The organism is Nostoc sp. DedQUE04, assembly GCF_034530995.1.
Lineage (GTDB): Bacteria > Cyanobacteriota > Cyanobacteriia > Cyanobacteriales > Nostocaceae > Nostoc.
Window position 1 is genome coordinate 37,548 of the sequence record NZ_JAVRCA010000036.1, and the last position, 24,358, is coordinate 61,905.

The window sequence follows — 24,358 nt, forward strand, 5'->3', positions numbered from 1 at the left end:
TTTAACGGTCTAAAGAAAGAGAATTTATACTTACTCAGTGAGAAACAAGCTATATGGAATAAATCTCAAATAACCAATTGAAAATTCTCTATTCAAGAAAGCTCTTTAGGCATAAGGTCAATCTAAAATCTAAAATCCCCAATTCAGTAACAAATAAGTTATCCTTTTTTAAAGTTCAGCAGTTATACGGAAGCTATAATTGGTGAGATTCAGCTATTGAGTGAAAAGGTCAGTAAATCTCACTAAGAAACAATGGTTAGTAACGATTCTGCACGGGCACAGAACAATGAGCACTTGCTAATGCGCCTACCACGGACTCTAAGTTATCTCGAAACCTGGGGCTTTGGGTTAACTGGTCATGTTGGATGGATTGGTACTGCCCCTATCATTCATGCAGCGTTAGGGCCGAAAGCTATCTTAGTTTGGTTTTTTGGCACGATTATCTCCTTTTTGCTTAACTTGCAGGTACAAAGTCTAGGTAGGCATTGGTCAGATGTTGCCGGAGGAACACCAAACTATACCACAAGGCTATTAAAGAAGTTTCCTGGCTTAGGCCGTTACGTAGCATTAGGATACTTTTTTAGCTGGGCAGCAGCACCTGCACTGTATGCAATTATTCTCACCAACTTAATTAAAGTCAATTTTGAAACATTAGGTATTTCTTGTCCAGAAACTTTCTTAAAAGTTTTATTTACAGCGATTCCATTTGTTTTAGCGTTCAGTGGCACCCGTGCTTTGGCGCTTCTACATTTATTTTTTGTATTTCCAGCGATTTTATTACTGTTATTGTTTTGTGTTCAAGGCGTATTATGGTTAGCCTTCTCATCTGCTAATTTTAATTTTCTCCCAACTAGCACCCATAGCCTGAGCTTTCAAGAATGGGCAAAATGGTTTTTTCTAGCTAGCTATTCAATTTATGCTTGTGAAACCACTTCTTCTTTTGTTGCTGATAGCCGCCACCCATATAAAACTTTAAAGTTTTTAACCGTAGCTGCTTGGTTAATTCCTCCGGTGTTTCTAGGTGGTTCTTGGGTATTAATGCGTTCGGTTCCAAATTCAACAATAGGTGAGGATGCGTTCTTAAATCTAGTAGCGGCTTCTAAGCCTTTTTGGGGTGAATCTGCCCCTTTTCTAGTAACACTTCTGATTACTATATCTTGCCTTCTAAGTTCTGCTACAGCAGTTTCTAACTCTCCTCGGATATTATACCAGCTCGCCTTAGACAGACAGCTTTCTCCTATATTTGCGTTAGTTTCCCGTCAAGGTGTCCTTATTCCTGCTATTTTAGTTACCTTTCTACTGAGTTTGCTTTGTCTAAATTTGGGAAATATATCTCAACTTGTCACAGTAGCAGGCACCTGTTATCTCATGTCTATTATGGGGCTACATCTGGGATTATGGATGTGTCGTGGTAAACCACACGTATTATGGCCTTGGTGGTCGCTTGGTTTTTTCATGGTCGAAACGGTAGTTCTAATAGTGGGAGGTTTAGCTTGGAACTGGAGAGATTTCTTAGTGGGATTATTATTACCCATTATTTTGACAATTGGAGATTTAGTTCTAAGGCAGTTAAGATTTGCGCCATTACATCCAAATTGGTGGACACAGCGTTACGATACTAAGCCTAGTAGAAATAATCCAGATTTTGTAGTATTACAAGTGATTGTTTTAGTATCATTAATTTGTATTACTGCCACAATCAGTTGGGTTATTCGCGATTTTTTAGATAGATTTTCTAATCATCCTCAAAATTCCTTTCTAGCGATTTTATTAGTGACGCTTTCTTTTACAGGGGTTGCGATCGCTTGTTGGACAACCTTACCACAAATCATTGCTATTGATGAAGCACGCAAACAAGCAAGAAACCTATTTATCACTACTCTCGATACTGTTCCAGATACTGTTTTAGTATTAGATGAAGATGGGACAATTTCTCAGACAAATGCCGCTGCTGAAGAATTATTTCAAACAAGTGTTCAGCAGCTACTTGGGCGAAACTTAAATCAACTTCTAATATGCTATCGCGGCAAACCGGAGCAATGGTCTACTAGAAGCGAGCAAAGCTTGAAAATTAACCAAGGTTTGCGAATTGTTGAATCAACGATTTCCCAGCCATTTAATTCTTTGCTGCGGGAGTATATTGTTATTGTCCGTGATATCACTAAGCGGAAGCTAGCAGAGAAAGAATTAATCCAGTATCGTTATCAACTTGAGCAGTTGGTACTAGAACGCACTATTGAACTTATTAGGGTTAATAAACAACTTCAACAAGACATTGTTAAACGTCAAGAAGCACAAGAACAATTACTGCACAATAGTCTTCATGATGGGCTAACTGGATTACCTAATCAACGGTTATTTATGGAGCGGGTGCAGCAGGCAATAGAACAGTCTAAACAGCAAAATAATTATTTATTTGCCGTACTATTCTTAGACCTAGACCGCTTTAAAGTTGTTAATGACAGCCTTGGACATCTACTAGGAAATCAACTTCTGATTGCAATTTCTCATCGGCTCAAGTCAGTTCTGCGAGGCGGAGACATAGTAGCTCGTTTTGGCGGAGATGAGTTCACAATCTTAATTGAGGAAATTGAGGATATCAACACCGCAATACAGGTAGCCGAGCGAATTAAAAAGGTGCTAGCTTTGCCATTTCAATTAAATGAGCATCGGGTGTTTACTAATGTTAGTATTGGCATCGCTTTGAGTAGAGCAGATTATGAGCAAGCAGCACAGATTGTACGCGATGCTGATGTGGCAATGTATTGTGCCAAATCACTTGGTAAGGCACGTTATGAGGTTTTTGATCCAAAGATGCACGAGGGTGCAGCTTTGCTTTTAGAGTTAGAAACTGCTCTGCGAAATGCGCTGCTCAAGCAAGAAGAATTTCGCCTTAATTACCAGCCAATTGTTTCTCTGACAACTGGCAAAATTATTGGATTTGAAGCACTGATACGTTGGTATCATCCAGAACGAGGACTTATTTCCCCTCAAGATTTTATTCCCCTAGCTGAGGAAACTGGAATGATTGTTAGTATCGGGCAATGGGTGCTTTATGAAGCCTGTCACCAAATGCAGAAATGGCATAAACAATTTCCTACCTCACAACCTTTGACGATGAGCGTAAATTTTTCTGGTAAACAAATCACACAACCCGATGTGTTTAAACAAGTTAAACATATTTTGCAGCAAACTGGACTAGAGCCATGCTGTTTGAAATTGGAGATTACTGAAAGCTTGTTGATGGATAATTTTGAATTAGCTACCACTGTGCTTTCCCAATTAACAGCACTGAATGTTGAAATGCACATGGATGATTTTGGGACTGGCTATTCATCCTTGAGTTATCTACATCGCCTACCAATCAAAACCATTAAGATTGACCGCTCTTTTGTTAGCAGTATAGGTAGTCGAGGAGAAAATTTAGAAATTATTCGAGCGATTGTGACATTAGCCCATAATTTAAATATGTCTGTAACAGCAGAAGGCATAGAAACTGTAGACCAATTAACACAATTGAAGGCTTTAGAATGTGATTATGGGCAAGGGTATTTTTTCTTACCACCTATGGAACGGTCTGAAGTAGAAATACTCCTTGCTGCTAACTTGTGCGGAAAAAACTTTTTAAAAAGATAAAATCTTGGGAGCAAATTCTTTTTAAAGAAACACTTTGTTAAACTGGGTGATTAATTTCACTTGGGAATCTATTCTTAGTGTAGTGTTGATTGTAGGTGGAAATTATCTACGTTATCAACTAATCCTTCTTCTAACAAAAGTTCGTTAACAAAAGTATCTATTTTGTGCCGATCGATATTTTGCATGACTATAATGTGTACCCAATTTTCATAAATCGCTAGCTGCCACTTTTTAATTAATCTTTGAGAAGGTTTTTGAAACACTACGGTATTGGAAAATTTATTGAGCATACATGGATATTCTCTGATTTTAAGTTGTTGGAAAAGATATTGAGCATTATCTATACAAGTCTTTGCTTCTTTGGCTAATCCATCATAACCTCTTGTTTTCATTGCATACCAAAGAATCAGAGGGGTATGACCGTTTCTAGAACCCAGAATGGTTGTATCTGATGAACCAATATATTCAATTGCTGTTTCAACTTTTTCTACCCATTTTTTCTTGGTTAAAACTACACCGCAAGGCAAGGGCGAACCAATGAATTTAGCAGAAATAGCTATACTATCTATCGGTTTTTGAAAGTTAACTTGTGGAGCGCCATCTAGAAAGGGTAATATTAATCCTGAAAGGGCGGCATCACAATGAATGTAGTAATCTTTAATTTGATTGCGCTCTAAAATTTCGAGAACTTTGTCTAAGTTATCAATTGCGCCTTTGACAGTAGTCCCAATATTCAAATTTACGATCGCAGGATAATTGCGATTTTCGCTAATCAGTTTTTCAAAATGTTCATAATTCATTTCTCCATTAATTTGTGAGTTAACAATATTGTGTTGAATGCGGAATAATTTTGCTGCTTTTGGTATGGAGTAATGAGAGTCTTGTGATGAGTAAAGAATACCATCAGGGTAGATTTCTCTTGCTAAGAACATTCCATATAAATTACCTTCAGTTCCGCCAGCAGTAACATAACCCCAAAACTGATTTTCTGGTATTTTATAAAGTTGGGCAAAAAAAGATAATACTTCTTGCTCAAACTTACGAGAATGGAGACCAAAATCTGGTTCAATATATGGATCTCCAGCATTATTTAATAGAAGATTGAAAAATTTACCGATCGCACTGTAATCACAACTTAAATTATATGGATAGCCTGTATGAAACTGCGATCGCTGTTCTATTTGTACCAGAAAATCAGCCAATTCCTTAGCAATTTTGTTTGACATATCTCTCTATCTCTTAAATTTTGATTGAGTTAATGGATGTTTTAAACCAGATTACACGTATTAATCCATACCTTTATTTTTTTTTAATAATAACCTATTTTATCGATTTAAGAGAAGATAATACAGTGAAAATACTGATAAATATTCAGTAATAATACCCAAATTTTTTTTGCTATAGTATATTACACTTGAAACTTCTGCATAATACGAAATAACTATAATACGTATTACGTAAAATATTCTTTCACTCGCTGACTGCAACCTGATTTAATTACATATTTAACTTTGTACCAGTTGCGTAATCTCTCGGTACGAATAGGCTATACAACGAAGTCCGCTTATGCGGACTTCATCGTGTTAAAAAGAGATTTCTATAAATTAAATATCGGTTATATAGAACGCTAAAAGGTTGTTTGAAAAGTAGTTACCTATGATTTTAGGCACTTGTTGATCCCCCCTAACCCCTCGATAAATTGGGGGGAACCGGAATTAAAGTCCCCTAATTTATCAGGGGATTTAGGGGGATCTGGAACGTTTTGCTACCAACAAGAGGACTTTTCAAACATCCTCTAATAGAGACTTAGCACTGCTCGTCTCTATATTCTTGCAGTTTTCCAGTAGATGAGGCACAAAATGCAGGACTCAGGTATCAAACATCAAGAGTTTCTACTTGCTTGTTTCTGTCTTTTGCCTCAAATCCTGTAGTTTTGTACTTCATGTAAAAGAAAACTGCTGTCAGTGCATTTAGCCATTTGTAGTTTGCTAGTGCTGTGGAATTTTTGCTTTTAAAACTCTCCAGCTAAGGCTGCAACACACCGTTCGCAAATTAAGGGATGTTCTGCTGATTCTCCCACATGAATAGAGTAGTTCCAACAGCGATCGCATTTTTGCCCGTCTGCATTCGTTACTCCAATTCCCCAGTCTTCCGTCTGCGCTGTATATTTCAATCCTTGCAATCCTTCAGCAGAATCTAATAATTCCACCTGGGAAGTCAGCAATAAATACCGCAGTTCGTCAATCCCGTTACCCTTAACCGGGTTAAAGGCTTTGATAGCATCGCCTAATTGTTTGTTAGGTATATGAATCAAAGCTTTCGCCTCCAGAGAAGAACCAATGAGTTTTTCTATCCTGGCTTGTTCCAACACTTTATTCACATCGGTGCGGAGTTGTCGCAGCGTTTCCCAAAATTCTGCTAACTCTGGATTACGCCATTTTTCCTCAACCTGCACCCAACCGGCTTCAAATACCGATTTGTAAGGTGTTTTGTATGGGAGATATTGCCAGATATCTTCGGCAGTGTGAGATAACACTGGTGCGATCGCTCGTGCTAAATTATCTATTGCTATCTTCAGCACCGTTTGACAACTGCGACGGCGGAAAGCATTCTTAGCACTGATGTACAGCCTGTCTTTGGCCACATCTAAATAAAAGTTGGATAAATCCACCACGCAGAAATTCTGCACTGTTTGGAAGAAGCGGAAAAATTGGAAACTTTCAAAGGCAACGGTTACTTCTTCAAACACTTCGGTGATGCGGTGCAGCATATAACGGTCAAGTTCTGGCAATTCTTCAAAGGGAACTGCATCTTTTTCTGGGTCAAAATCATCCAAGCTACCCAACAAAAACCGCGCTGTATTGCGAATTTTACCTCTAACATCATTCATCTGCTTAATGATGTTTTTGCCAATGCGAACATCGCCGGAGTAGTCAACCGATGATACCCACAATCGCAATACATCTGCACCGTAAGGCGGTTCTACTTTTTGATTTTTTCCGCCTTCAATGATTGTATTTGGATCGACTACATTTCCTTCAGACTTACTCATCTTTCGCCCTTGTTCGTCCAAAGCGAAGCCGTGAGTTAGTACAGTTTTATAAGGCGCAATATCATTTACCGCTACACTGGTGAGCAAGCTGGATTGAAACCAACCGCGATGTTGGTCAGAACCTTCCAAATATATATCAGCAGGGTAGCGTAATGGACGCTGTTGGACAACAGCTGCCCAAGATGACCCAGAATCAAACCATACATCCATTGTGTCTGTACCCCGGCGGTACGACTTGCCATTATTACGATAAGATTCTGGTAATAATTCCTCAACTGAAAGTTCCCACCAAGCATCGGAACCTTTTTCTGCGATGATTCCTTGGACATGGTTGATTGTTTCTTCGTTCAGCAGTGGTTCTCCCGTGGCTTCGTCGTAGAAAACGGGAATGGGTACACCCCAAACGCGTTGACGAGAGATACACCAATCGGAACGTTCTGCCACCATTGGCGTGATGCGATTTTCACCTTGGGCTGGAATCCATTTTACCGTGGCGATCGCCTTTAATGCTTCTTCCCGAAATCCTTCCACAGAGGCAAACCATTGTTCCGTGGCGCGGAAAATCGTTGGCTTCTTCGTCCGCCAATCATAAGGATATTTATGGGGATATGGTTCTTCCTTCAACAAAGAACCAGCCGCAGCCAGTGCATCAATTACCGCTTGATTTCCATCACCCAGAACATTCAACCCTGCAAATTCTCCCGCTTCTTCGGTAAAATTGCCATTGTCATCCACTGGTGCAAGGATGGGCAAACCGTAACGCTGACCAACAATGTAGTCTTCTTGACCATGACCGGGAGCAGTATGTACCAACCCCGTACCCGATTCAGTTGTGATGTAATCGCCGCCGACAACAATCGGACTTTCGCGGTCATATAGAGGATGACGATAAGTAGTATGTTCTAAATCATTCCCCTTGAAGGTGGCTTTTACAGTTAACTCAACTCCTAAGGTTGAAGATAAACGTTCGACTAAATCAGCAGCAACGATAAGATAACGGAACCTCACTGTTAACGGAGAGAGGGAAGAAACTTCCTCACTCCCCCTCCCTGCTTGCGGGGAGGGGGTTGGGGGGTGGGGTTCCACTTCCACCACTGCATAATTCAAATCTGCATTCACCGCCACAGCCAAATTCCCTGGAATTGTCCAAGGTGTAGTCGTCCAGATAGCCACACCCAAATCTGACTGATATTCCGCCAACAGTGGTTTTACAGTTTCCGCCAAACTTGTGATTGCAAAAGCTGCATAGATACTGCGGGAAACGTGACCTTCAGGATATTCCAACTCAGCTTCCGCCAAAGCGGTATGAGAACTCGGACTCCAGTGAACCGGCTTTAAACCGCGATAGATGTAGCCTTTTAAGAACATCTGACCAAACACGCCAATTTGAGCCGCTTCATATTCCGGCTTCAGAGTTAGATAAGGGTTATCCCAATCACCCCAAATACCGTAACGTTTAAAATTTTGGCGCTGGTCGTTTACCGTCGCTAGACCAAATTCCTTCGCTTTCTGCCGCAGTTGTAAAGATGTTAAGTTTTGCCGTTCTGCTGACTTCATGTTCTGCAAAACTTTTAACTCAATTGGCAATCCGTGACAATCCCAACCTGGAACGTAGCGAACTTTACGCCCTTGTAACATTTGGTAGCGGTTAATAATATCTTTGAGAATTTTATTTAAGGCATGACCTATATGGAGCGAGCCATTAGCGTAGGGAGGCCCATCGTGGAGTATAAATAATTCGCCGGGGTTATTTTCAAAGAGGCGATCGTAAATTTTATTTTCTTCCCAAAATTTTTGGATTTCAGGCTCACGCTTGATCGCGTTTGCCCGCATATCAAAATTAGTCTTGGGTAGGTTTACAGTATCTTTGTAACTTCCTGATTCGGTCACAGTCTCATGCCTAAAATTAGGTGTGCAGGTTTTATTAATTATAGAAGATGGCATGAAAACCAAAATTCGCTATTTTAACCTGAGTTTGATAAGTATTATTTGACCTTCCCCCAGCCCCTCTCAGCTTCGGCTACCGTGCATACACAAGTCGAATTACCCCCCTTAATCCCCCCTTGGAAAGGCTACGGTGTACACACAAGTCGAATTACCCCCTTAATCCCCCCTTGTAAAGGGGGGAAATAGAAAATTTAGTTCCCTCCCCTTTATAAGGGGAGGGTTAGGGTGGGGTAAAACTGTCTCTTTGACGAACGAGAGGGACGGTTTTGGGTAGTAAAACCAGGGAGAAGTTTCTAGGCGATAAGGAGACTAATCAGGAATTTTGCGGAGATTGAGAGTTAACCAACAGAAAGTAGTATACTTTTCTGGGTTCGCCTAAAGCTATCAAAAAGTTTCGTCTTCAGGAAACACCTGTGTTTGCGCTACAGGTGATGAAAAGTTACTCAGAGCGTCTGAGTCGCTTGCAACGTATGGTGTGAGGCAGAGGGCAGGAGGATGCAGTAAGTAGCAAAGTGTTTTTCCAAGTAGCTTCTTTAACTTCTGCCTTTTTTAGTGTCAAGATGCAAGATTTACCGGAGTTAGCAATGGCGCGTAAACGCTTGATTATCGAAATGGGGATGGGAATCGATCAACACGGACAAGAACCAACAGTAGCAGCATCTAGGGCAGTACGTAATGCGATCGCTCACAATGCCTTACCTGGTGTTTGGGAAGTCGCAGGTTTAAATCATCCCAATCAAATGATTATAGAAGTTCAGGTGGCAGTACCATATCCCGAACAAGTTAGAGAAGAAGAAGTACTCGCTGTATTACCATTTGGGCGAAAAACCCTCACCGTAGAATCTGGGGGGATGATCGTTCAAGGGCGGGCGATTCCCGAACTCAACGATAAAAATGACGAAATGTTGATTGCGATCGCTGCTGTTACAGTTCTAATCGAAGATGAGTAGCTGAGGCAATCCTTCTATAAATCAGAAACTTATAAAAAAGTTATTAAGTGATTTGAGCGCCTACTTTATTTGTGCTGGCGCTATTTTTCATTGTCAAGTATATTTGCTGATTACTTTATCAAAAAGCCTTATTTCTTGCTAAAAATACCCGTTTACTTGCTCAAAATACTTAAATACTTTCTCAAAATGATCTTTGACTTACTCAAAATGCTTGAATGCTTTCTCATTTCGGTATTTTCAGCAAGCAAAATGACCTTTGACTTACTCAAAATGCTTGAATGCTTTCTCATTTCGGTATTTTCAGCAAGCAAAATGACCTTTGACTTACTCAAAATGCTTGAATGCTTTCTCATTTCGGTATTTTCAGCAAGCAAAAGGTTATCATAATTTCATGACTTGGGGAGTCAAGCTGAGGCCGCGCTGGCTCGATCACTTGAATACGAACAAAATATTGGAGCAGGATTTGCCTCTGATTGCGGGACAACAAGCAGAAATTGAACGCTTGGGAAGAAGTCTCAAAGAATTATATTTGCCGCTGAAAACATCTGACACATTAGTGATTGAGTTCCGTAAGTGGCTAGATAAATTTGGCTCATCTTTGCCTTTTTATCAAGGCTATTCTACATTTAAAAATGTTGAGAATAACGAGTTGAATTCAAAACCAATTTTGCTAGACAGATTTTCACGACACACACTTATTTGTAATTCTTGCAATCGAGCTTATAAGCTGACAAATAGGGTCAAACAAGGTTGTATTGGGGTAGCGATCGCTCTAGCTGCTGTAGCAATACTTGCAGATGATTCTAGAATCAAAATCGCAGCAATATCGGTTTCTATAGCAGCAATTGTCATCTCTGTTATGGCTCATACACTCAAAACTCACTTTGAGCATTCCTACACTCGTCACTAAAGTAGGTACTAGGAACAGTTCGTAGTAAAGATTTTAGTCGAACCACACTAAGAAAAGCCCAAAGGCATATTGTATCCTCGTTCCCAGCCTGGAGGCTGGGAACGAGTTCCGAGAGGCTCTGCCTCTTGTCAAGCTATGGAGGCGGAGCCTCCGAGAATGGTTTCCCAGCCTAGAGGCTCTTAACCAGTTGGGGCAAGGGCTGTATCTTAACTTAGTGCCATTCGACTTTAGTCCTTATTTTCTAAGCACTTTAGTGCTTACTACAAACTTTTCATTACTAGCTTAGACATTGTACTGCTATATGGGTGGTAAATTTTATCACCTTAAACGATTTACTTAAACCCCTTGTGTGGTTAAGTCGCGATCGAGTTAGTGGCTCTGCGCTAAAGTAAAAATATTGGGATAAAAATCTCTGGCAGTAAATTCAACTGAATCACTAATCTTTACCAGTGCGGCGATCATGTCTCAAGAGCATAACGAATCACTCCAAATTCAGGAAATTACCAAACTCAAACCGAAACACTTTGCTGATTTAATCAGATCGGCACAATTGGTTTTCGACCCCACAGCCGGAGTTTCGGGAAGACATATCACAGTTGACTGGGAACAATTTGGAATTCCCCGTGATGTAGCGGACAATCTTAAATCACTTGGTCAGCATTATCAATATGCATCTCCTCACATCCCGGTTGAAGACATTTGGAGTAAATTAACTCCAAAAACTCGTATTTGGTTCGTTGAAAATAAAGATCGGTTGTGGCAGCTTGAAGAAGCTTTCCCAGCCCTTGACGAAGATTAAACGGCTGAACCATTGAAAGCAATACAAATTATTTCTAGGAGTACAGTATTGCTTAATGTGTCAACTTAGGCAATAAACCATAAGATGTAATCTAAGAACAACTTGATTGATGTTCTTAGATATACATCATAGCCAGAAACTCTCCCGAAGTAGAGATCCATAAAGTATTGTAGATATCGTTAGTCTGCAATCCCTGGCTCTGGATATTGAAAAAATGTTACGACTTTATCATTTATTACTAGGTTCTATTTTGCTGGTGTCAATATCGGTGGGAGCCAAATTTTTTTTACCCCAATTTTCTTCACCCAAAGTAGTAAAACCTCCTACTGTTGCCAAACTTCCCAACTCTAATCAAGGAAATATTTGGCAGAAAATTCTGGGAAGTGCTGCTGCTCCAACTAACTGGCAAGTTGCTCCCTGTGAAGGAAATGCACCCCTGTTGTGTGTCTCCTCCAAAGGAAAACGTTTGGGTACAGTTGAGATTAATATTTACCCACTAGCAAACAATGAGGATTTCCGAAAGAAACTCTTGGCAGCTCGTATTCCAACTGCTTCTCTAGTAGACTACCAAAGTCCTAAGTACCAAACCCAGTTATTACCAGTACTTAAGACTTGGGTTGCAGATCGCTACACTGCGTTTGCCAAAGATCGACAGGGTAAATATGGAAAACAAATTATTTTCTCAGCCTACCCACCGCAACCAGTAACCATTGGTAAGCTTCAGGGAATTCGCTATGGGTTCGTCGGACTTAAGCAGCAAGGTGAAGTACAAGAGCAACATATCGGTCATGTTGCCTTTGATGGCACTCAACTTTACGTAATTACTACTGCATTTGACACAGGTACGCAAACAGGTAAATTTGATAAACTAGAAAACTTGGCTATTTTTCAACCTTACTTGTATGCGATCGCCGCAGATTTGCATTTACCCCAATAGGGACTGGGTATTGGGTATTAGGAAATCTTGCTTCCTAATCTTTAGTCCCCAGTCCCCAGTCCCCATTAACCTAAATCTCAGCTACCGCGCGTTCAATCAAGCGATGTGCTAAAGTTTGCGTGCCAGTGTGCTCATAATAATTTGTTGCTACATCCAGGAATGCTGCGAGGTAGTCCAACTTGTCATCAGCAATATCGGTAAAACTTTGCAAGTTGTGGACAACCTTTTGCGGCGTTAAATTATTGGCGCTAACTAACCCACTCATCCAACCTTTCACAGAGTCAAAGCTTTCACCGATAAAGTTAAGTTTACTGCCAGCATTGCTCCCTGGAATCACATCTTTGATATTTTGGAAAGTTGAGTTTTGTTCTAACTCCTGTGGATTTGTTTGATTCAGCCCAGATATCGCTTTGCTGATAAAATCTGGGCCCAAAGGTATCAAACCATCAACGCAAACTAATGCCACCATGCGGATCAGCGACTCACCACTGTACTCTCCTAAAGAGGCGACAAAATCCCCAATACTATCTCCCGGAATGCCGTTAATCTGACAGAAGGCTACTAACTCAGCCACTAATTTTAATGTCAGATCGATAGTTTGGGCTTTATCAGGTTTGGGAGTGACAGAGTTTAAAAAACCCAACAAAGGAATTTTTTCGCCGACTTTGTTAGCTAAAGCTGCTGCACCAAGCGCTTTATCTGTATTATCAACAGTTTGATATAACCACAAGGCTGTTTGGTATCCTTGGGATTTATCATTGAATAGATAAATCGCTCGTTCGCCAATTTGCTGAATTAAATCTTCGTCGTCTTCGCCAGTGACTTTCTTGATAGTGTTAACAAAGCCAACGGTATTTTGCCACTCTCCAGGAGCAACAAAATCGAGAGACTTCAACATAGAAACAGTCAAGCCGCCAGTTGGCAATTGATCGACTAACTCAACAATCGATTTACTCACAAAAATCTCCTTATTTAGGTTTTATTATCTGAATGTTAGGAGTGCAAATCATTTCAGTCTAGCCAAACCATTAAGATTAAACTTCTCTAGCCAATCTTCGCGATCGCTAGCTGTAAATGACGAATCGCGAGAAAGTGCTTTTACTTGGTACTTACCAACCAAAATTGCAGTTTGCGTTTTACCAACTTCTATTGCGGGATAACCGCCAATTTTTTTAGTGCTTTTCGAGAACTTTGCTGCTGCATTGGGTGTGCTAGTGGTATCAGAAATAGACAGCAACGCTATATCTTTACCGCCTTTTTTCAACTTCGCTTCCGCAAAGCCTTTTTTCTCTTGGGTATAGACGCGTTGGTAGCCATCACCAGCTTTTGGAAAAAGTTGATTAAATTCGCTACCCTGAGTTGCGGTTTTAGCTACCGATTGACCGCTTTTTTGTTGAGTGCTTTCTTTTTGTGCCTGGTCAAAACGTCCCGGTGTTTTTGGACTACAGGCTGTTGTCAGTAGTACCACCGACAGCAACAAAGCGGCTACTACCCTATGCCCACGGTGTAAAATCATTTTTGGCTTCTCCTTATACTTTAGCTTTCAGGCAATTATCTGCGCTGCTAGCAATTATTACCCGTAAAATTTACTTTTTGATAATTATTTCCTAAGTTCTCACCGATAAAGGCGATTTTGCACTTCAAAAAAGTAGGGGCGCAAGGCTTGCACCCCTACCGCGTTGTCTATTTATCTGAAAATAGCTGTAACGTAGCAATTAACCCAATGCAAAAACGCCCCCCCTTTCGGGAGAGCGTCTTTTATTTATAGAGAATCGTGAAGAGCGTATCTCAGATTATAATTAACCGTTGATAGCAGGAGCGGTAAGAGCTACAGGAGCAGAATCGCCAGCAGCCAAATCAAGAGGGAAGTTGTGAGCATTGCGCTCGTGCATTACTTCCATACCCAGGTTAGCGCGGTTGATTACATCTGCCCAAGTTGAAATCACACGACCTTCAGAATCAATGATTGACTGGTTGAAGTTGAAACCGTTCAAGTTGAACGCCATTGTGCTTACACCCAAGGCGGTGAACCAGATTCCGATTACAGGCCATGCTGCGAGGAAGAAGTGCAGCGAACGGCTGTTGTTGAAGGAAGCGTATTGGAAGATTAACCGACCGAAGTAGCCGTGAGCCGCAACGATGTTGTAGGTTTCTTCTTCTTGACCGAACTTGTAACCGTAGTTTTGAGATTCGGTTTCGGTGGTTTCACGAACCAAGGAGGAAGTTACCAAAGATCCGTGCATTGCAGAGAACAAACTTCCGCCGAATACACCAGCTACACCTAATTGGTGGAAGGGGTGCATCAAGATGTTGTGTTCTGCTTGGAACACGATCATGAAGTTGAAGGTTCCGCTGATTCCCAAAGGCATACCATCAGAGAATGAACCTTGTCCGATGGGGTATACCAAGAATACTGCACTTGCTGCTGCAACTGGTGCTGAATATGCTATAGCAATCCAAGGACGCATTCCTAAGCGGTAGGATAGTTCCCATTCACGACCCATGTAGCAGAATACGCCAATCAGGAAGTGGAAAATTACCAACTGGTAAGGACCGCCGTTGTACAACCACTCGTCAAGAGATGCTGCTTCCCAAATTGGGTAGAAGTGCAAACCGATGGCGTTGGAGGAAGGTACTACTGCACCGGAGATGATGTTGTTTCCGTAGATCAAAGAACCTGCTACTGGTTCGCGGATACCATCGATGTCTACTGGAGGAGCAGCGATGAAGGCGATTACGAAGCAAGCGGTGGCGGCTAGCAAGGTGGGGATCATGACTACGCCGAACCAACCGATGTAGATCCGGTTATTGGTGCTGGTGATCCATTCGCAGAATCGATCCCATACATTGGCGCTTTGGCGCTGTTGTAAGGTTGTTGTCATTGTTTTATGATTGCGGTTATTTATGAATCAGGCGGTTTTCTCTTTGCCTGTGAAACTACTTTACACTGCTTTACAAAATTTAATCAAGTTTTATTACTTCAGTAAAACTGATACGAGTTATCAGGTTTGCTTATTTAAGCTTGAGCTTTAGTGTTTGCAGTTGTTCACAATACTGTTGAACCCAGGATTTAGATATATTTACTCTGGTGTTAGCGCCCAAAAGATAAAATAGAAAGGAACATTATTGTTATCGACTCTGAAATTGAGAGTTGATATGGATTAGTACCAAAATTAGGAGGGAAGGTGTGACATGACAATTACTCTAAATCACACCATAGTGCCCGCACATGACAAAGAAGCAGCGGCGAGGTTCTTTGCAAAAATTTTCGGTTTAGAGGTCGAGCATCCCATTGGTCACTTTGCTGTTGTACATATAAATGATGCATTAACGCTTGACTTCGCCGACGCTGAAGCGTTCGAGCCACATCATTATGCGTTCCACGTTAATGATGAAGAATTTGATGCAATTTTTGCACGCATTAAAGAGGCAGGTATTGAATACAGTAGCGACCCCATGCATCACAAGAAAGGACAAATTAACCACAGAAAGGAAGGTCGTGGCTTCTATTTCTATGACTCCGATGGCCACAACTTAGAATTGTTAACCCGTGCATAAATTTTTGAGATTAGGTCAAGCTCTTCGGGCAAGGATGCATCTTTATTGGGAAAGGGGAAAGGGAACCCCATAACTAAAGTTAGGGGCTTGATATGAGGCGAGGACGCTGTATTTCTCGTACTACGTATCTCGAAATACATCTTTTTCCTTTCCCTTTAACCTTTTCCCTTTCCCCCCTCTTTGGTCAATGCATTACTTCTTGACTAAAAAATATGCCGTAGCATATTCCGGTAATTGGCTGATATTCTGCCCAAATTCTGTTTTATTCTTGAAAATACCTGCCAAAAAATCGAGCTGATAAAGATTGGGTAAAAATGCCCCGCCTGTATCGGCGATGACTCCCATTTGCAGATGTTTGCGACCACCTTGAGTATGCTCAATCACAATCACTTTACCTAAACCGATATTTAAAACATCTCCAGCAAAAGTAACTCCGGGTTTGATAGAAATTTTTGCATCTATTTTGTATCCATAGCCTTTAATAGCATCAACTTCTCGAAAATACCAATAACGCTTTTGTGCTGTTGCTTTTAATCCCCGGATATAAGCCATTCCATTGTTTCTATCTACATTAAAAAATGCCTTATAACCATCTGTAAAATTAATCAGGATTGTTCCTTCCATAATTGCTTCTTCTAAGCCATTTCTGGTTAGATAAGCAAGAGTATTAACTTTTCCAAATTCTCGACCACCTGGTTCATAAATACCAGATAAAACATCTTGCTTTGTGTATCGAGTGTAAAACTTATCATCGTTATTAGAGTTGTTTTTTAAGCTATAAATTGGTATATTAAAAGTAGAGGTTTTCTTGCGGGAACCAGGGTGAGTAAATACAGCATATTTGGTAATTCGTAATTGTTTTTGCTGTTTAGCTTTGGGATTGTAGGCAGACCATTTAATGACTCGAAAATTGGTATTAATAAATTGAGAGTCTTGTAAACGAGTAGCCCGATTATTAGCAATATCCTCCTTCAAAACAGCAATCATGAAATCCAAAGTCTTAAGGACATCTGCTACAGTAACTCCTTGAGTTGCAAGCACTCCTGTACGCATAATATCTGGATCTTCTGAAGCATAATCTTGAAAATATTTTCTAGTATTAACGAGAACAGTTAATAAATCTCTTTGATTGAATTTAACCTTACTATTTGGTAGTTTTCCTGAAGTAGCAATCTGGCTGCCATTAATGTTAAATTTATATTTTTTGAACTCATCAACAACTGGATAGGGTGTAGATGCTGTTAACAAATTCTGTCGAGATGTAAAAGCATTTTGAAACTTAGAGTTAAGTCTATCGCTATCTTTATTTGAGGTCAGAGAAATCTGCGATTGAAGTAGGGCAGAATTTTCTTGTTGAGTAAATGACTGTTTAGTTTTTGAGTTGGTATATAGATAACTACTTGCTAAACTGACAAGTAATAAGGCAGCACAACCTACTGTAAAGCGAAGTTTTTTGCTAAATAACATATTCTTTAATGCGAAATAATCAACGTTATGTTTCTATCACCTCACGCACTAACTGCGCCAATTTTTCGGCACTATCAGGAACTGCGATCGCCTTTGCTTTTTCCCCCATCTTTGCTAACTCTTGCGGTGACTGCAATAAATTCAACACACTACTTTGCAATACTTCAGTCGTCAACTCAGATTGCTTCAACGTTAACGCTGCACCCGATGAAGTAAATACGTCTGCATTGTAAGATTGATGGTCTTCTGCGGCAAAGGGGTAAGGAATCAAAATCGCTGGCGTTCCACACACTGCTAATTCTGTTAAGCTACCTGCGCCAGAACGACTAATGGCTAAAGTAGCTCTTTGCAATAACGCTGCCATATTGTTGTAAAAAGGCAAGGCTATGTACTGTGGATGTTTGAGACTATCTGCTTGGGGATCGCGATCGCCAGTTAAATGTACTACATAAACACCAGCATCAAACCAAGCTTTTGCAGATTCGCGCACCAATTTATTTACTGCAACTGCACCCTGGCTACCACCAAAAACAACAATTAAAGGCACACCATCAGGAATAGCTAAATCTAGTGGCGCATTAATTGCCCCATCAAGAAATTGCGATCTTACCGGAGTACCAACATAGACATTTTTGGCACGAGGTAAATACTTAGCAGCGACTTCAAATCCCAAAGCTACCGCACTACACCAAGGGCCAAAAAAGCGAGTTACTTTACCTGGTAAGGCGTTAGATTCGTGGAAAACCACGGGTAAACCGAGAGAACGCGCCGCAATCACGGCTGGCCCGGCAATGTAACCGCCAGTGGTAAACACCCCTTGAAAATTTCCCTGTTTGAGAATTCGTCTGACTTCTAAAATCGAAAGGGCGAGTTTACCCAAAATGCGAATCGAGGAAACTCCAAACCCTTGCTGAAACCCTTCAACTGCAATAGTATTCAAGGGATACTGTTTCGGGACAAGTTGAGTTTCTAGGCGATCGGGTACTCCCAGCCATTCTATTTGATAATCTGGAAGTTTTTGTGCCAGGGCGATCGCTGGAAACAAATGTCCACCAGTCCCACTGGCAGCTATTAATAATCGTATCGGTGCGTTTGCCATCAAACCTCTACCGTTTAGCGTCTAGCTTAACTAAGATAAAACAATTTGCTTGCTTTCTCTAATCAAATCAGTAAACTCTTACCAATGACTAACATTATTACCGCCTTAGTGAGACATCAACTCAAATTTCCAGCAAATATTTGGCTAGTTTCGTTTCTGCTGACTATTGGTTTAACAACTGGTTGGCAACGTACTCAGGCGACGACACCACAGCAATTATCCCAAGCCACAACAGCCCAAAATGCACCAGCTGCTTTGACAAACCTGTTGACACAAGTTGATACCGCCGCCAGCCGAGGCGATATCAGAGGGGTGTTGCAATTTTACAGTCCCAATTTCACTCATGGCGATGGATTAAACCTCCAAACCCTGGAAAAGTCCTTGACTTCACTTTGGCAACGATATCCGAAATTGCAATACAGCACGAAACTGCTATCTTCAAAACCTGAAGCTAATGGAATTATTGCTGAAACAGAAACAAAGATAACTGGCTTACCCACTGGTAACGGTAATAAGTTAGCTCTCAATGCCACAATTAAATCGCGTCAGCGCATTGAAGGCGGAAAAATAGTCCGCCAAGACATTTTGTCAGAACGCACCCTGCTTACTTCTGGTAGTAATCCGCCCCAAATTGATATTAAATTACCCCAGCAAGTGCAAGTCGGTCAGAAGTATAATTTTGATGCGATCGTTCAACAGCCACTTGGTGATGATTTTTTACTAGGAACGGCCTTAGAAGAATCTATCCAACCAGATAAATTTCTTAATCCTACACCCGTCGATTTGGAATTACTGACATCTGGCGGATTGTTTAAAGTAGGACAAGCACCATCTACCCCAGGTAGCCAATGGATTTCTGCTGTCATCCTGCGAGGTAATGGAATGACAATGGTAACTCAGCGCTTGCAAGTGGTGAAGAAGTAGTTAGGAGTTAGGAGTTAGGAGTTAGGAGTTAGGAGTTATAGACCGAATGATGATAAATTATGAACGGTGAAACTTGTGCTAATTCATAATTCATAACTGTTAACTCCTCACTTCTAACTATCCTTGTTTACTTTTCACTCCTAACTATCCTAATGACTTCCCTACAAAATCAAATCATTTTGATTACTGGTGCAAGTAGTGGTATTGGTACTGCTTGTGCAAAAATCTTTGCTGGTGCGGGTGCAAAACTGATTTTAGCAGCACGAAGGTTAGAACGTTTGCAGCAGCTAGCAGATACTCTGAGTAAAGATTTTAGTACTGAAATTCATTTATTACAGCTAGATGTGCGCGATCGCCATGCTGTTGAATCTGCTATTGCAAATCTACCCCCTGCCTGGTCTGACATCGACATTCTCATTAATAATGCTGGCTTGAGTCGTGGTTTAGACAAGTTACACGAAGGCAGCTTTCAAGACTGGGAAGACATGATTGATACTAACGTTAAAGGTTTACTTTATGTCTCCCGCTATGTCGTTCCGGGAATGGTAAGCCGCGATCGCGGTCATGTGGTAAATTTAGGTTCCATCGCCGGACATCAAACCTATCCCGGTGGCAATGTCTACTGTGCTACCAAAGCTGCTGTCAGAGCAATTTCTGAAGGTTTAAAACAAGATCTGTTGGGTACGCGAGTCCGTGTAACTTCTGTCGATCCTGGTATGGTAGAAACGGAATTTAGCGAGGTACGCTTTCACGGAAATACTGAACGCGCCAACAAAGTCTACCAGGGAGTTACACCCCTAACAGCAGATGATGTGGCTGATGTGATATTTTTCTGTGTGACGCGATCGCCCCATGTCAATATTAATGAAGTTGTGCTAATGCCTGTTGACCAAGCTAGCGCTACCCTAGTTAATCGACGAACATAAAAGTAACCGATCTCATCCCATTCTCAAAAAGCTTACCTCTGCCACTTACTCTACTCAAGAGACATTTGGTAGAAAAAATGTAGAGACGTAGCAATAGTACGTCTCTACTAAGGTTCTGGATAATGCATATTTAATTTCACTAAATATTTAAAGTCTTACAGTTTATGTTTCAGTTTACGTCTAGAGAGTTTGTTAAGCCTTTAAGTAAGTTGGCGAGAAAAAACATAACTATGTTAATAAAGATAAACGAAGCTCAAACTCTCTTTCCTTCTGCCTCCTGCCTCCTGCCTTGCCCTGACGATAAATATTCACGACGACCTACTTACCAACTCAGCTAGAGTGAAGAACTCTTAACCCAAGCGTATTGGATTTTAATTGTAAATTAACCTATTTAATAACTTTTCTTAACTGTGTTTTACGAAGTATTTAGTTATTGTATTTAAGGATACGCAATTATTTTTTATAAATAAGCGCTAATCTAATCAAACATGGCCAGAATATACTATACCTTCCTGGCAGGGGGACTTGTTATATAGTCCCTGCTGGGTTTATTTATTACAAGCTTTAAGTTTTTTCTAAATTTTTATGAGTTGGCGTTAGTGTAGATCGACTCAAACATCGCCAACACTATTTTCAAGGCAGGTATATTGGCTATTGGTCAGCCGTGACGATCGCGATCGCAAAGCCGTCATATCCTTTGCTACCCACAGTCTGGATTGCCGTGGCGTTGACGCGTGGCTCAGAAGCAAGCAGTTCGTTGAAGCAGCGCACCCCCTGAACGCTAGGATCGTTGCTACTGGAATCAATCACCGCTCCGTTACGTACAACATTATCAGCGATAATCAGGCTGCCGCGACGGGAAAGCTTGAGCGCCCACGCGAAGTAATCGGGATTACTTGGTTTATCAGCGTCGATGAAGATTAAGTCAAATGGGCTGTGACCTTCGGCGGCAATCTGTGGCAGTGTAGAGAGGGCTTGTCCGAGGCGGAGGTCAACAACGTCAGACAGACCAGCGTGAGCGATATTGGCGCGGGCAATTTCGGCGTGCTTTGGGTCAGCTTCCAGTGTGATTAGGCGGCCATTGCTGGGTAACGCCCGCGCCAGCCAGATCGTACTGTAGCCGCCCAGTGTGCCAATCTCTAAGATGCTTCGCGCCCCTTGGATTTGCGCCAACAGTAACAACAGTTTGCCTTGGTTTGGCGAAACGTTGTGCGGCGGTAGTCCGGCGGCGGCACTGGTTTGGAGGGCTTTATCCAGCACGGGATCTGACGGCACAAGCAGATCGGTAAAGTAACGATCGACCGCAGTCCACTGCTCTTGAGTCATAGATTCTCAGTTTTTACGATTAAGTGTCACTTGCTTCATTGGAAAGGATTGTAATGATTTCATCCAACGGGCGATCGCGATTAGAATTTTCTGGTGTTTCTTTACCCAAGGAGGTTTCTTTCACCAAACGGTAAACCTCAGCTGCTCCGTAAAAAATCTGCTCTGTCAGACCTAACTCTTTAAAGGTTTCTGCAATCTCTTCCATCTCTCCTACCCAACGATGTGCTTTCGGTGTCATCGTGGGAATGGAACGCGTCAAAATACTAGCAAGTTCTGGTTGACTATTAGATATTTCATCCCATAGTTCCTTATCTAAACCTAAACGATGGGCTGCAATTAGTAATTCTGTGCCAATTGCTGTAAGTCCCTTTGTCAGCGCTGCGTAGGACATTTTCAACCCCGAAGCCTGACCAATTTCATCACCAATTACCCGTACATCCAAGCCGCGATCGCGCAGTTGTTGGAGTTGATTTGCTTGTTTTCCAGAAGTGTAAATGCGGGTGCGATTGGGAACTCGCGGTGGTGGGCCAATAATTGATGCATCTACAAATGTTCCCCCAACTGATTCAATCAAGTGGCCGATATTTATGACTTTTTGGGGTGCGATCGCATTACAATCAACGTAGAGAATGGGTTTACCAACATTGGCGATCGCCTCAGCTACTTGCTTCGCCGCTTGGGTAGCCGCTGCCGGGACTAGAACTGACAGCACCACATCAGATTCAATTACCAGTTGTCTGAGGGAACCCACATCTTGGATGTTGGCTGCGGCTGCTAATTGCCGAGTTCGTTCACTGCGATCGTCTAGGGCTGCAATAGTTTTCAATCCATGTTGATTGAGAACAGCTGCGATCGCCTGTCCCATATCACCCGGACTTAAAATACCAATAGTTTGGATAGGCATGGAAAATTTTATATTTATTTTATGGCTGACAAGTTAATTCAAGTAATTGAGTAGTCATCAACTACGATAAATCGATGTATATGCCGTACTTTAATCAAACCACGGATAAGCTTAACAAGCAAGCTATAGGACTCATATTTGATTTTTGAAAAAAACTCAGTACAGCTTTATTCCTTCTTCCCAGTCCCCAGTCCCCAGTCCCCAGTCCCTAGTCCCTACAATTAATTCAGAAATCAAATCAGATTGCTATATCTACTGAGAGATATGTAAGAGGTAGGAGCAAAACAATCTTTATATATAAGGATTTTGATGAATTGCAATAGGAAATGGCAATTTCTCAAAATCAACTAGATTTATTTCAATTTCTAATAGGGATTTTAATGAATTGCAATACACTAATATAGTGTAAGAATCCTACACTGGAAATGTGGGAGATATTCAAGTAAGAATGTTGACTTTACCAGTATCAATATCGTAACAAGCACCAACAATTTTTAGTTTACCTTCACGAAGCAATTTAGCTAAAATAGTTGAGCTTTCTTGCAATTTTTCAGTTTGGTATTGAATGTTGGCTATAACTGCATCTTGCATATTATCGCCAGTTCTGAACTTTACCCTTTCTACAGATGGTTTGATACCTTCAATAATCAAACCAATTCTGCCCGGAAGTGGTTCGTTTTTGATTGCTTCTGCTACTGCACCACATCTTCTATGACCCAAAACCATAATCAACTGCGAACCCAATACTGCTGTAGAATATTCCAGACTACCTATAACCGTGTCACTAACAACATTACCAGCAACTCGCACGACAAATAAATCTCCAAGTCCTCGATCGAAGACAATTTCTGCGGGTACTCTAGAATCTGCACAGCCCAATATGGCGGCAAAGGGATACTGAGCTTTCGCAACTAATCGCAGGTGTTCTAGTGATTGATCGGGATATTGACGTTTTTGATGGATAAATCTTTGATTACCATCAAGCAAGCGTTTGATGGCTTCATTTGGACTGATTGAATTAGGGTTAACTGGGTGAATATCAGCAACAGCAGTTTGCTCTGTATTCCAAAAGCTATCACCAAAAGTAGTAGCTGCAATACCTACAACACTGGCGAATTTCAAGAAATTACGTCGCCCGACAAATCCATTAATTCGACTCATCAATCTACCTGACAACAATAAAGCTGTTCCCAAGAAGATATCAGACTTAATTAAGATGCAAGAGTACTTGATTACACGGTTTAAGAGTCATTTAATATTCGCGTGATTTCGAGTGGTTAGAATCCCATCTGGTTTAGCAATGAAAGCAGATTAACAAGCGATATAAGAGAGTCATTATAGCCGCTTTATCGCTTCTTTTCTAAATTCTAACAATTAATAAAAATATAAGTTTTTTAAAAGGTTTTTGGAGAGACATTACTTAAAATATTCTGTAAATATAGGGATATTATCTTTCAACCTATTAGTCAAACTATTTTAGAGGATGTTTGAAAAGTATTGGAAATTAAACTTTTCAAACATCCTCTAAAAGCGATAGTGTAGCTCGTTTGGTATTTGCTTCTTGATTCATTCAAACACAAAGCTCTGTTCTGACGTTCATTTTCAAAAATTTGTGGTTGACTGAAATTGGTTCTTTGGCTAATAGTGTGTTTTTTCTAGTCAAATTTAAAGTACTTTTATCTAAACTCAGGTTAGGCATCTCTTGCCAGCAGTGGCGGCAGAACCAGTAGGTTTCTTGTAAACGAATGTGACGAAGCATTTGGTTGGAACAGCAAGGGCAGTTTGTCATAAAATTGTTGTTTTATTAAAAAAATTAAACACAAATAAGTAGTTTGCTCTTGGCTTAACTACCAACAGCTTTAATTTATAAACAGAAAATAAAGAACTAATAAAGAAATGATAGTAGTTAAAAAACTTTAGAAA

The 24,358-nt window shown here is 40.9% G+C and carries 18 protein-coding genes; 8 read left to right on the forward strand and 10 right to left on the reverse strand.

Translation table 11 applies throughout. The features are described 5' to 3' along the window. Positions 1-252 precede the first annotated feature (252 nt). Positions 253-3,636 (forward strand): EAL domain-containing protein, encoded by a 3,384-nt coding sequence (locus RM049_RS22705; protein WP_322705771.1) that lies wholly within the window; start codon positions 253-255, stop codon positions 3,634-3,636. Positions 3,637-3,710: 74 nt separating this feature from the next. Here the strand turns inward: RM049_RS22705 and RM049_RS22710 are convergent, their stop codons facing one another. Continuing rightward, positions 3,711-4,862 (reverse strand): histidine decarboxylase, encoded by a 1,152-nt coding sequence (locus tag RM049_RS22710; RefSeq protein ID WP_322705772.1) that lies wholly within the window; start codon positions 4,860-4,862, stop codon positions 3,711-3,713. A gap of 785 nt (positions 4,863-5,647) precedes the next feature. Beyond that, the gene (gene ileS, locus RM049_RS22715; protein ID WP_322705773.1) at positions 5,648-8,578 is read right to left on the reverse strand and encodes an isoleucine--tRNA ligase; all 2,931 of its coding nucleotides are present in this window, start codon (positions 8,576-8,578) and stop codon (positions 5,648-5,650) included. A 641-nt stretch (positions 8,579-9,219) separates the two neighbouring features. On the opposite strand from ileS, the gene RM049_RS22720 reads away from it, so the two are divergent. From RM049_RS22720 to RM049_RS22735, 4 genes are all read left to right on the forward strand, one after another. Beyond that, positions 9,220-9,585 carry a Lin0512 family protein gene (locus RM049_RS22720; RefSeq protein WP_322685873.1) on the forward strand — a complete coding sequence of 122 codons (366 nt, stop codon included), beginning with the start codon at positions 9,220-9,222 and terminating at the stop codon, positions 9,583-9,585. A 319-nt stretch (positions 9,586-9,904) separates the two neighbouring features. Next, complete coding sequence (locus tag RM049_RS22725; RefSeq protein WP_322705774.1) at positions 9,905-10,495, forward strand: hypothetical protein; 591 nt, start codon at positions 9,905-9,907, stop codon at positions 10,493-10,495. Between the two features lie 460 nt (positions 10,496-10,955). Further along, a complete protein-coding gene (locus tag RM049_RS22730) occupies positions 10,956-11,294 on the forward strand; it encodes a hypothetical protein (protein WP_322705775.1) in 339 nt (112 codons plus the stop codon). 214 nt (positions 11,295-11,508) lie between these two features. After that, positions 11,509-12,231 (forward strand): hypothetical protein, encoded by a 723-nt coding sequence (locus RM049_RS22735; RefSeq protein ID WP_322705776.1) that lies wholly within the window; start codon positions 11,509-11,511, stop codon positions 12,229-12,231. Between the two features lie 70 nt (positions 12,232-12,301). On the opposite strand, the gene RM049_RS22740 is transcribed toward RM049_RS22735, so the two are convergent. The 3 genes from RM049_RS22740 to psbA all read right to left on the reverse strand — a co-directional run bounded on the left by RM049_RS22740 (position 12,302) and on the right by psbA (position 15,113). Continuing rightward, the gene (locus RM049_RS22740; protein ID WP_322673989.1) at positions 12,302-13,189 is read right to left on the reverse strand and encodes a hypothetical protein; all 888 of its coding nucleotides are present in this window, start codon (positions 13,187-13,189) and stop codon (positions 12,302-12,304) included. A 48-nt stretch (positions 13,190-13,237) separates the two neighbouring features. Further along, on the reverse strand, positions 13,238-13,747 hold the full coding sequence (locus RM049_RS22745) for a hypothetical protein (RefSeq protein WP_322685842.1): 510 nt from the start codon (positions 13,745-13,747) through the stop codon (positions 13,238-13,240). A gap of 283 nt (positions 13,748-14,030) precedes the next feature. Beyond that, positions 14,031-15,113 carry a photosystem II q(b) protein gene (gene psbA / locus RM049_RS22750; RefSeq protein WP_322674025.1) on the reverse strand — a complete coding sequence of 361 codons (1,083 nt, stop codon included), beginning with the start codon at positions 15,111-15,113 and terminating at the stop codon, positions 14,031-14,033. A gap of 310 nt (positions 15,114-15,423) precedes the next feature. Here psbA and RM049_RS22755 point away from each other — a divergent pair, with 310 nt between their 5' ends. Next, complete coding sequence (locus RM049_RS22755) at positions 15,424-15,789, forward strand: VOC family protein (RefSeq protein ID WP_322705777.1); 366 nt, start codon at positions 15,424-15,426, stop codon at positions 15,787-15,789. Positions 15,790-15,981: 192 nt separating this feature from the next. Here the strand turns inward: RM049_RS22755 and RM049_RS22760 are convergent, their stop codons facing one another. Together RM049_RS22760 and murG are read right to left on the reverse strand one after the other, a co-directional pair. Continuing rightward, entirely contained in the window at positions 15,982-17,256 is a 1,275-nt protein-coding gene (locus RM049_RS22760; protein ID WP_322705778.1) for a hypothetical protein, read from the reverse strand. Between the two features lie 25 nt (positions 17,257-17,281). Next, positions 17,282-18,355, reverse strand: a complete 1,074-nt coding sequence (murG, locus tag RM049_RS22765; RefSeq protein WP_322705779.1) for an undecaprenyldiphospho-muramoylpentapeptide beta-N-acetylglucosaminyltransferase — start codon at positions 18,353-18,355, stop codon at positions 17,282-17,284. Between the two features lie 84 nt (positions 18,356-18,439). Here murG and RM049_RS22770 point away from each other — a divergent pair, with 84 nt between their 5' ends. Both RM049_RS22770 and RM049_RS22775 read left to right on the forward strand, forming a co-directional pair. Then, positions 18,440-19,279 (forward strand): nuclear transport factor 2 family protein, encoded by an 840-nt coding sequence (locus tag RM049_RS22770; protein ID WP_322705780.1) that lies wholly within the window; start codon positions 18,440-18,442, stop codon positions 19,277-19,279. Positions 19,280-19,431: 152 nt separating this feature from the next. Next, positions 19,432-20,205 (forward strand): SDR family oxidoreductase, encoded by a 774-nt coding sequence (locus RM049_RS22775; protein WP_322685425.1) that lies wholly within the window; start codon positions 19,432-19,434, stop codon positions 20,203-20,205. Between the two features lie 651 nt (positions 20,206-20,856). Here the strand turns inward: RM049_RS22775 and RM049_RS22780 are convergent. The 3 genes from RM049_RS22780 to RM049_RS22790 form a co-directional block, all read right to left on the reverse strand. Then, positions 20,857-21,480: an O-methyltransferase gene (locus RM049_RS22780; protein WP_322702652.1), complete on the reverse strand. Its 624-nt coding sequence runs from the start codon at positions 21,478-21,480 to the stop codon at positions 20,857-20,859. A gap of 70 nt (positions 21,481-21,550) precedes the next feature. Next, positions 21,551-22,435: an NAD(P)-dependent oxidoreductase gene (locus RM049_RS22785; protein ID WP_322705781.1), complete on the reverse strand. Its 885-nt coding sequence runs from the start codon at positions 22,433-22,435 to the stop codon at positions 21,551-21,553. A gap of 438 nt (positions 22,436-22,873) precedes the next feature. After that, a complete protein-coding gene (locus RM049_RS22790; RefSeq protein ID WP_322705782.1) occupies positions 22,874-23,596 on the reverse strand; it encodes a carbonic anhydrase in 723 nt (240 codons plus the stop codon). Positions 23,597-24,358 lie beyond the last annotated feature (762 nt).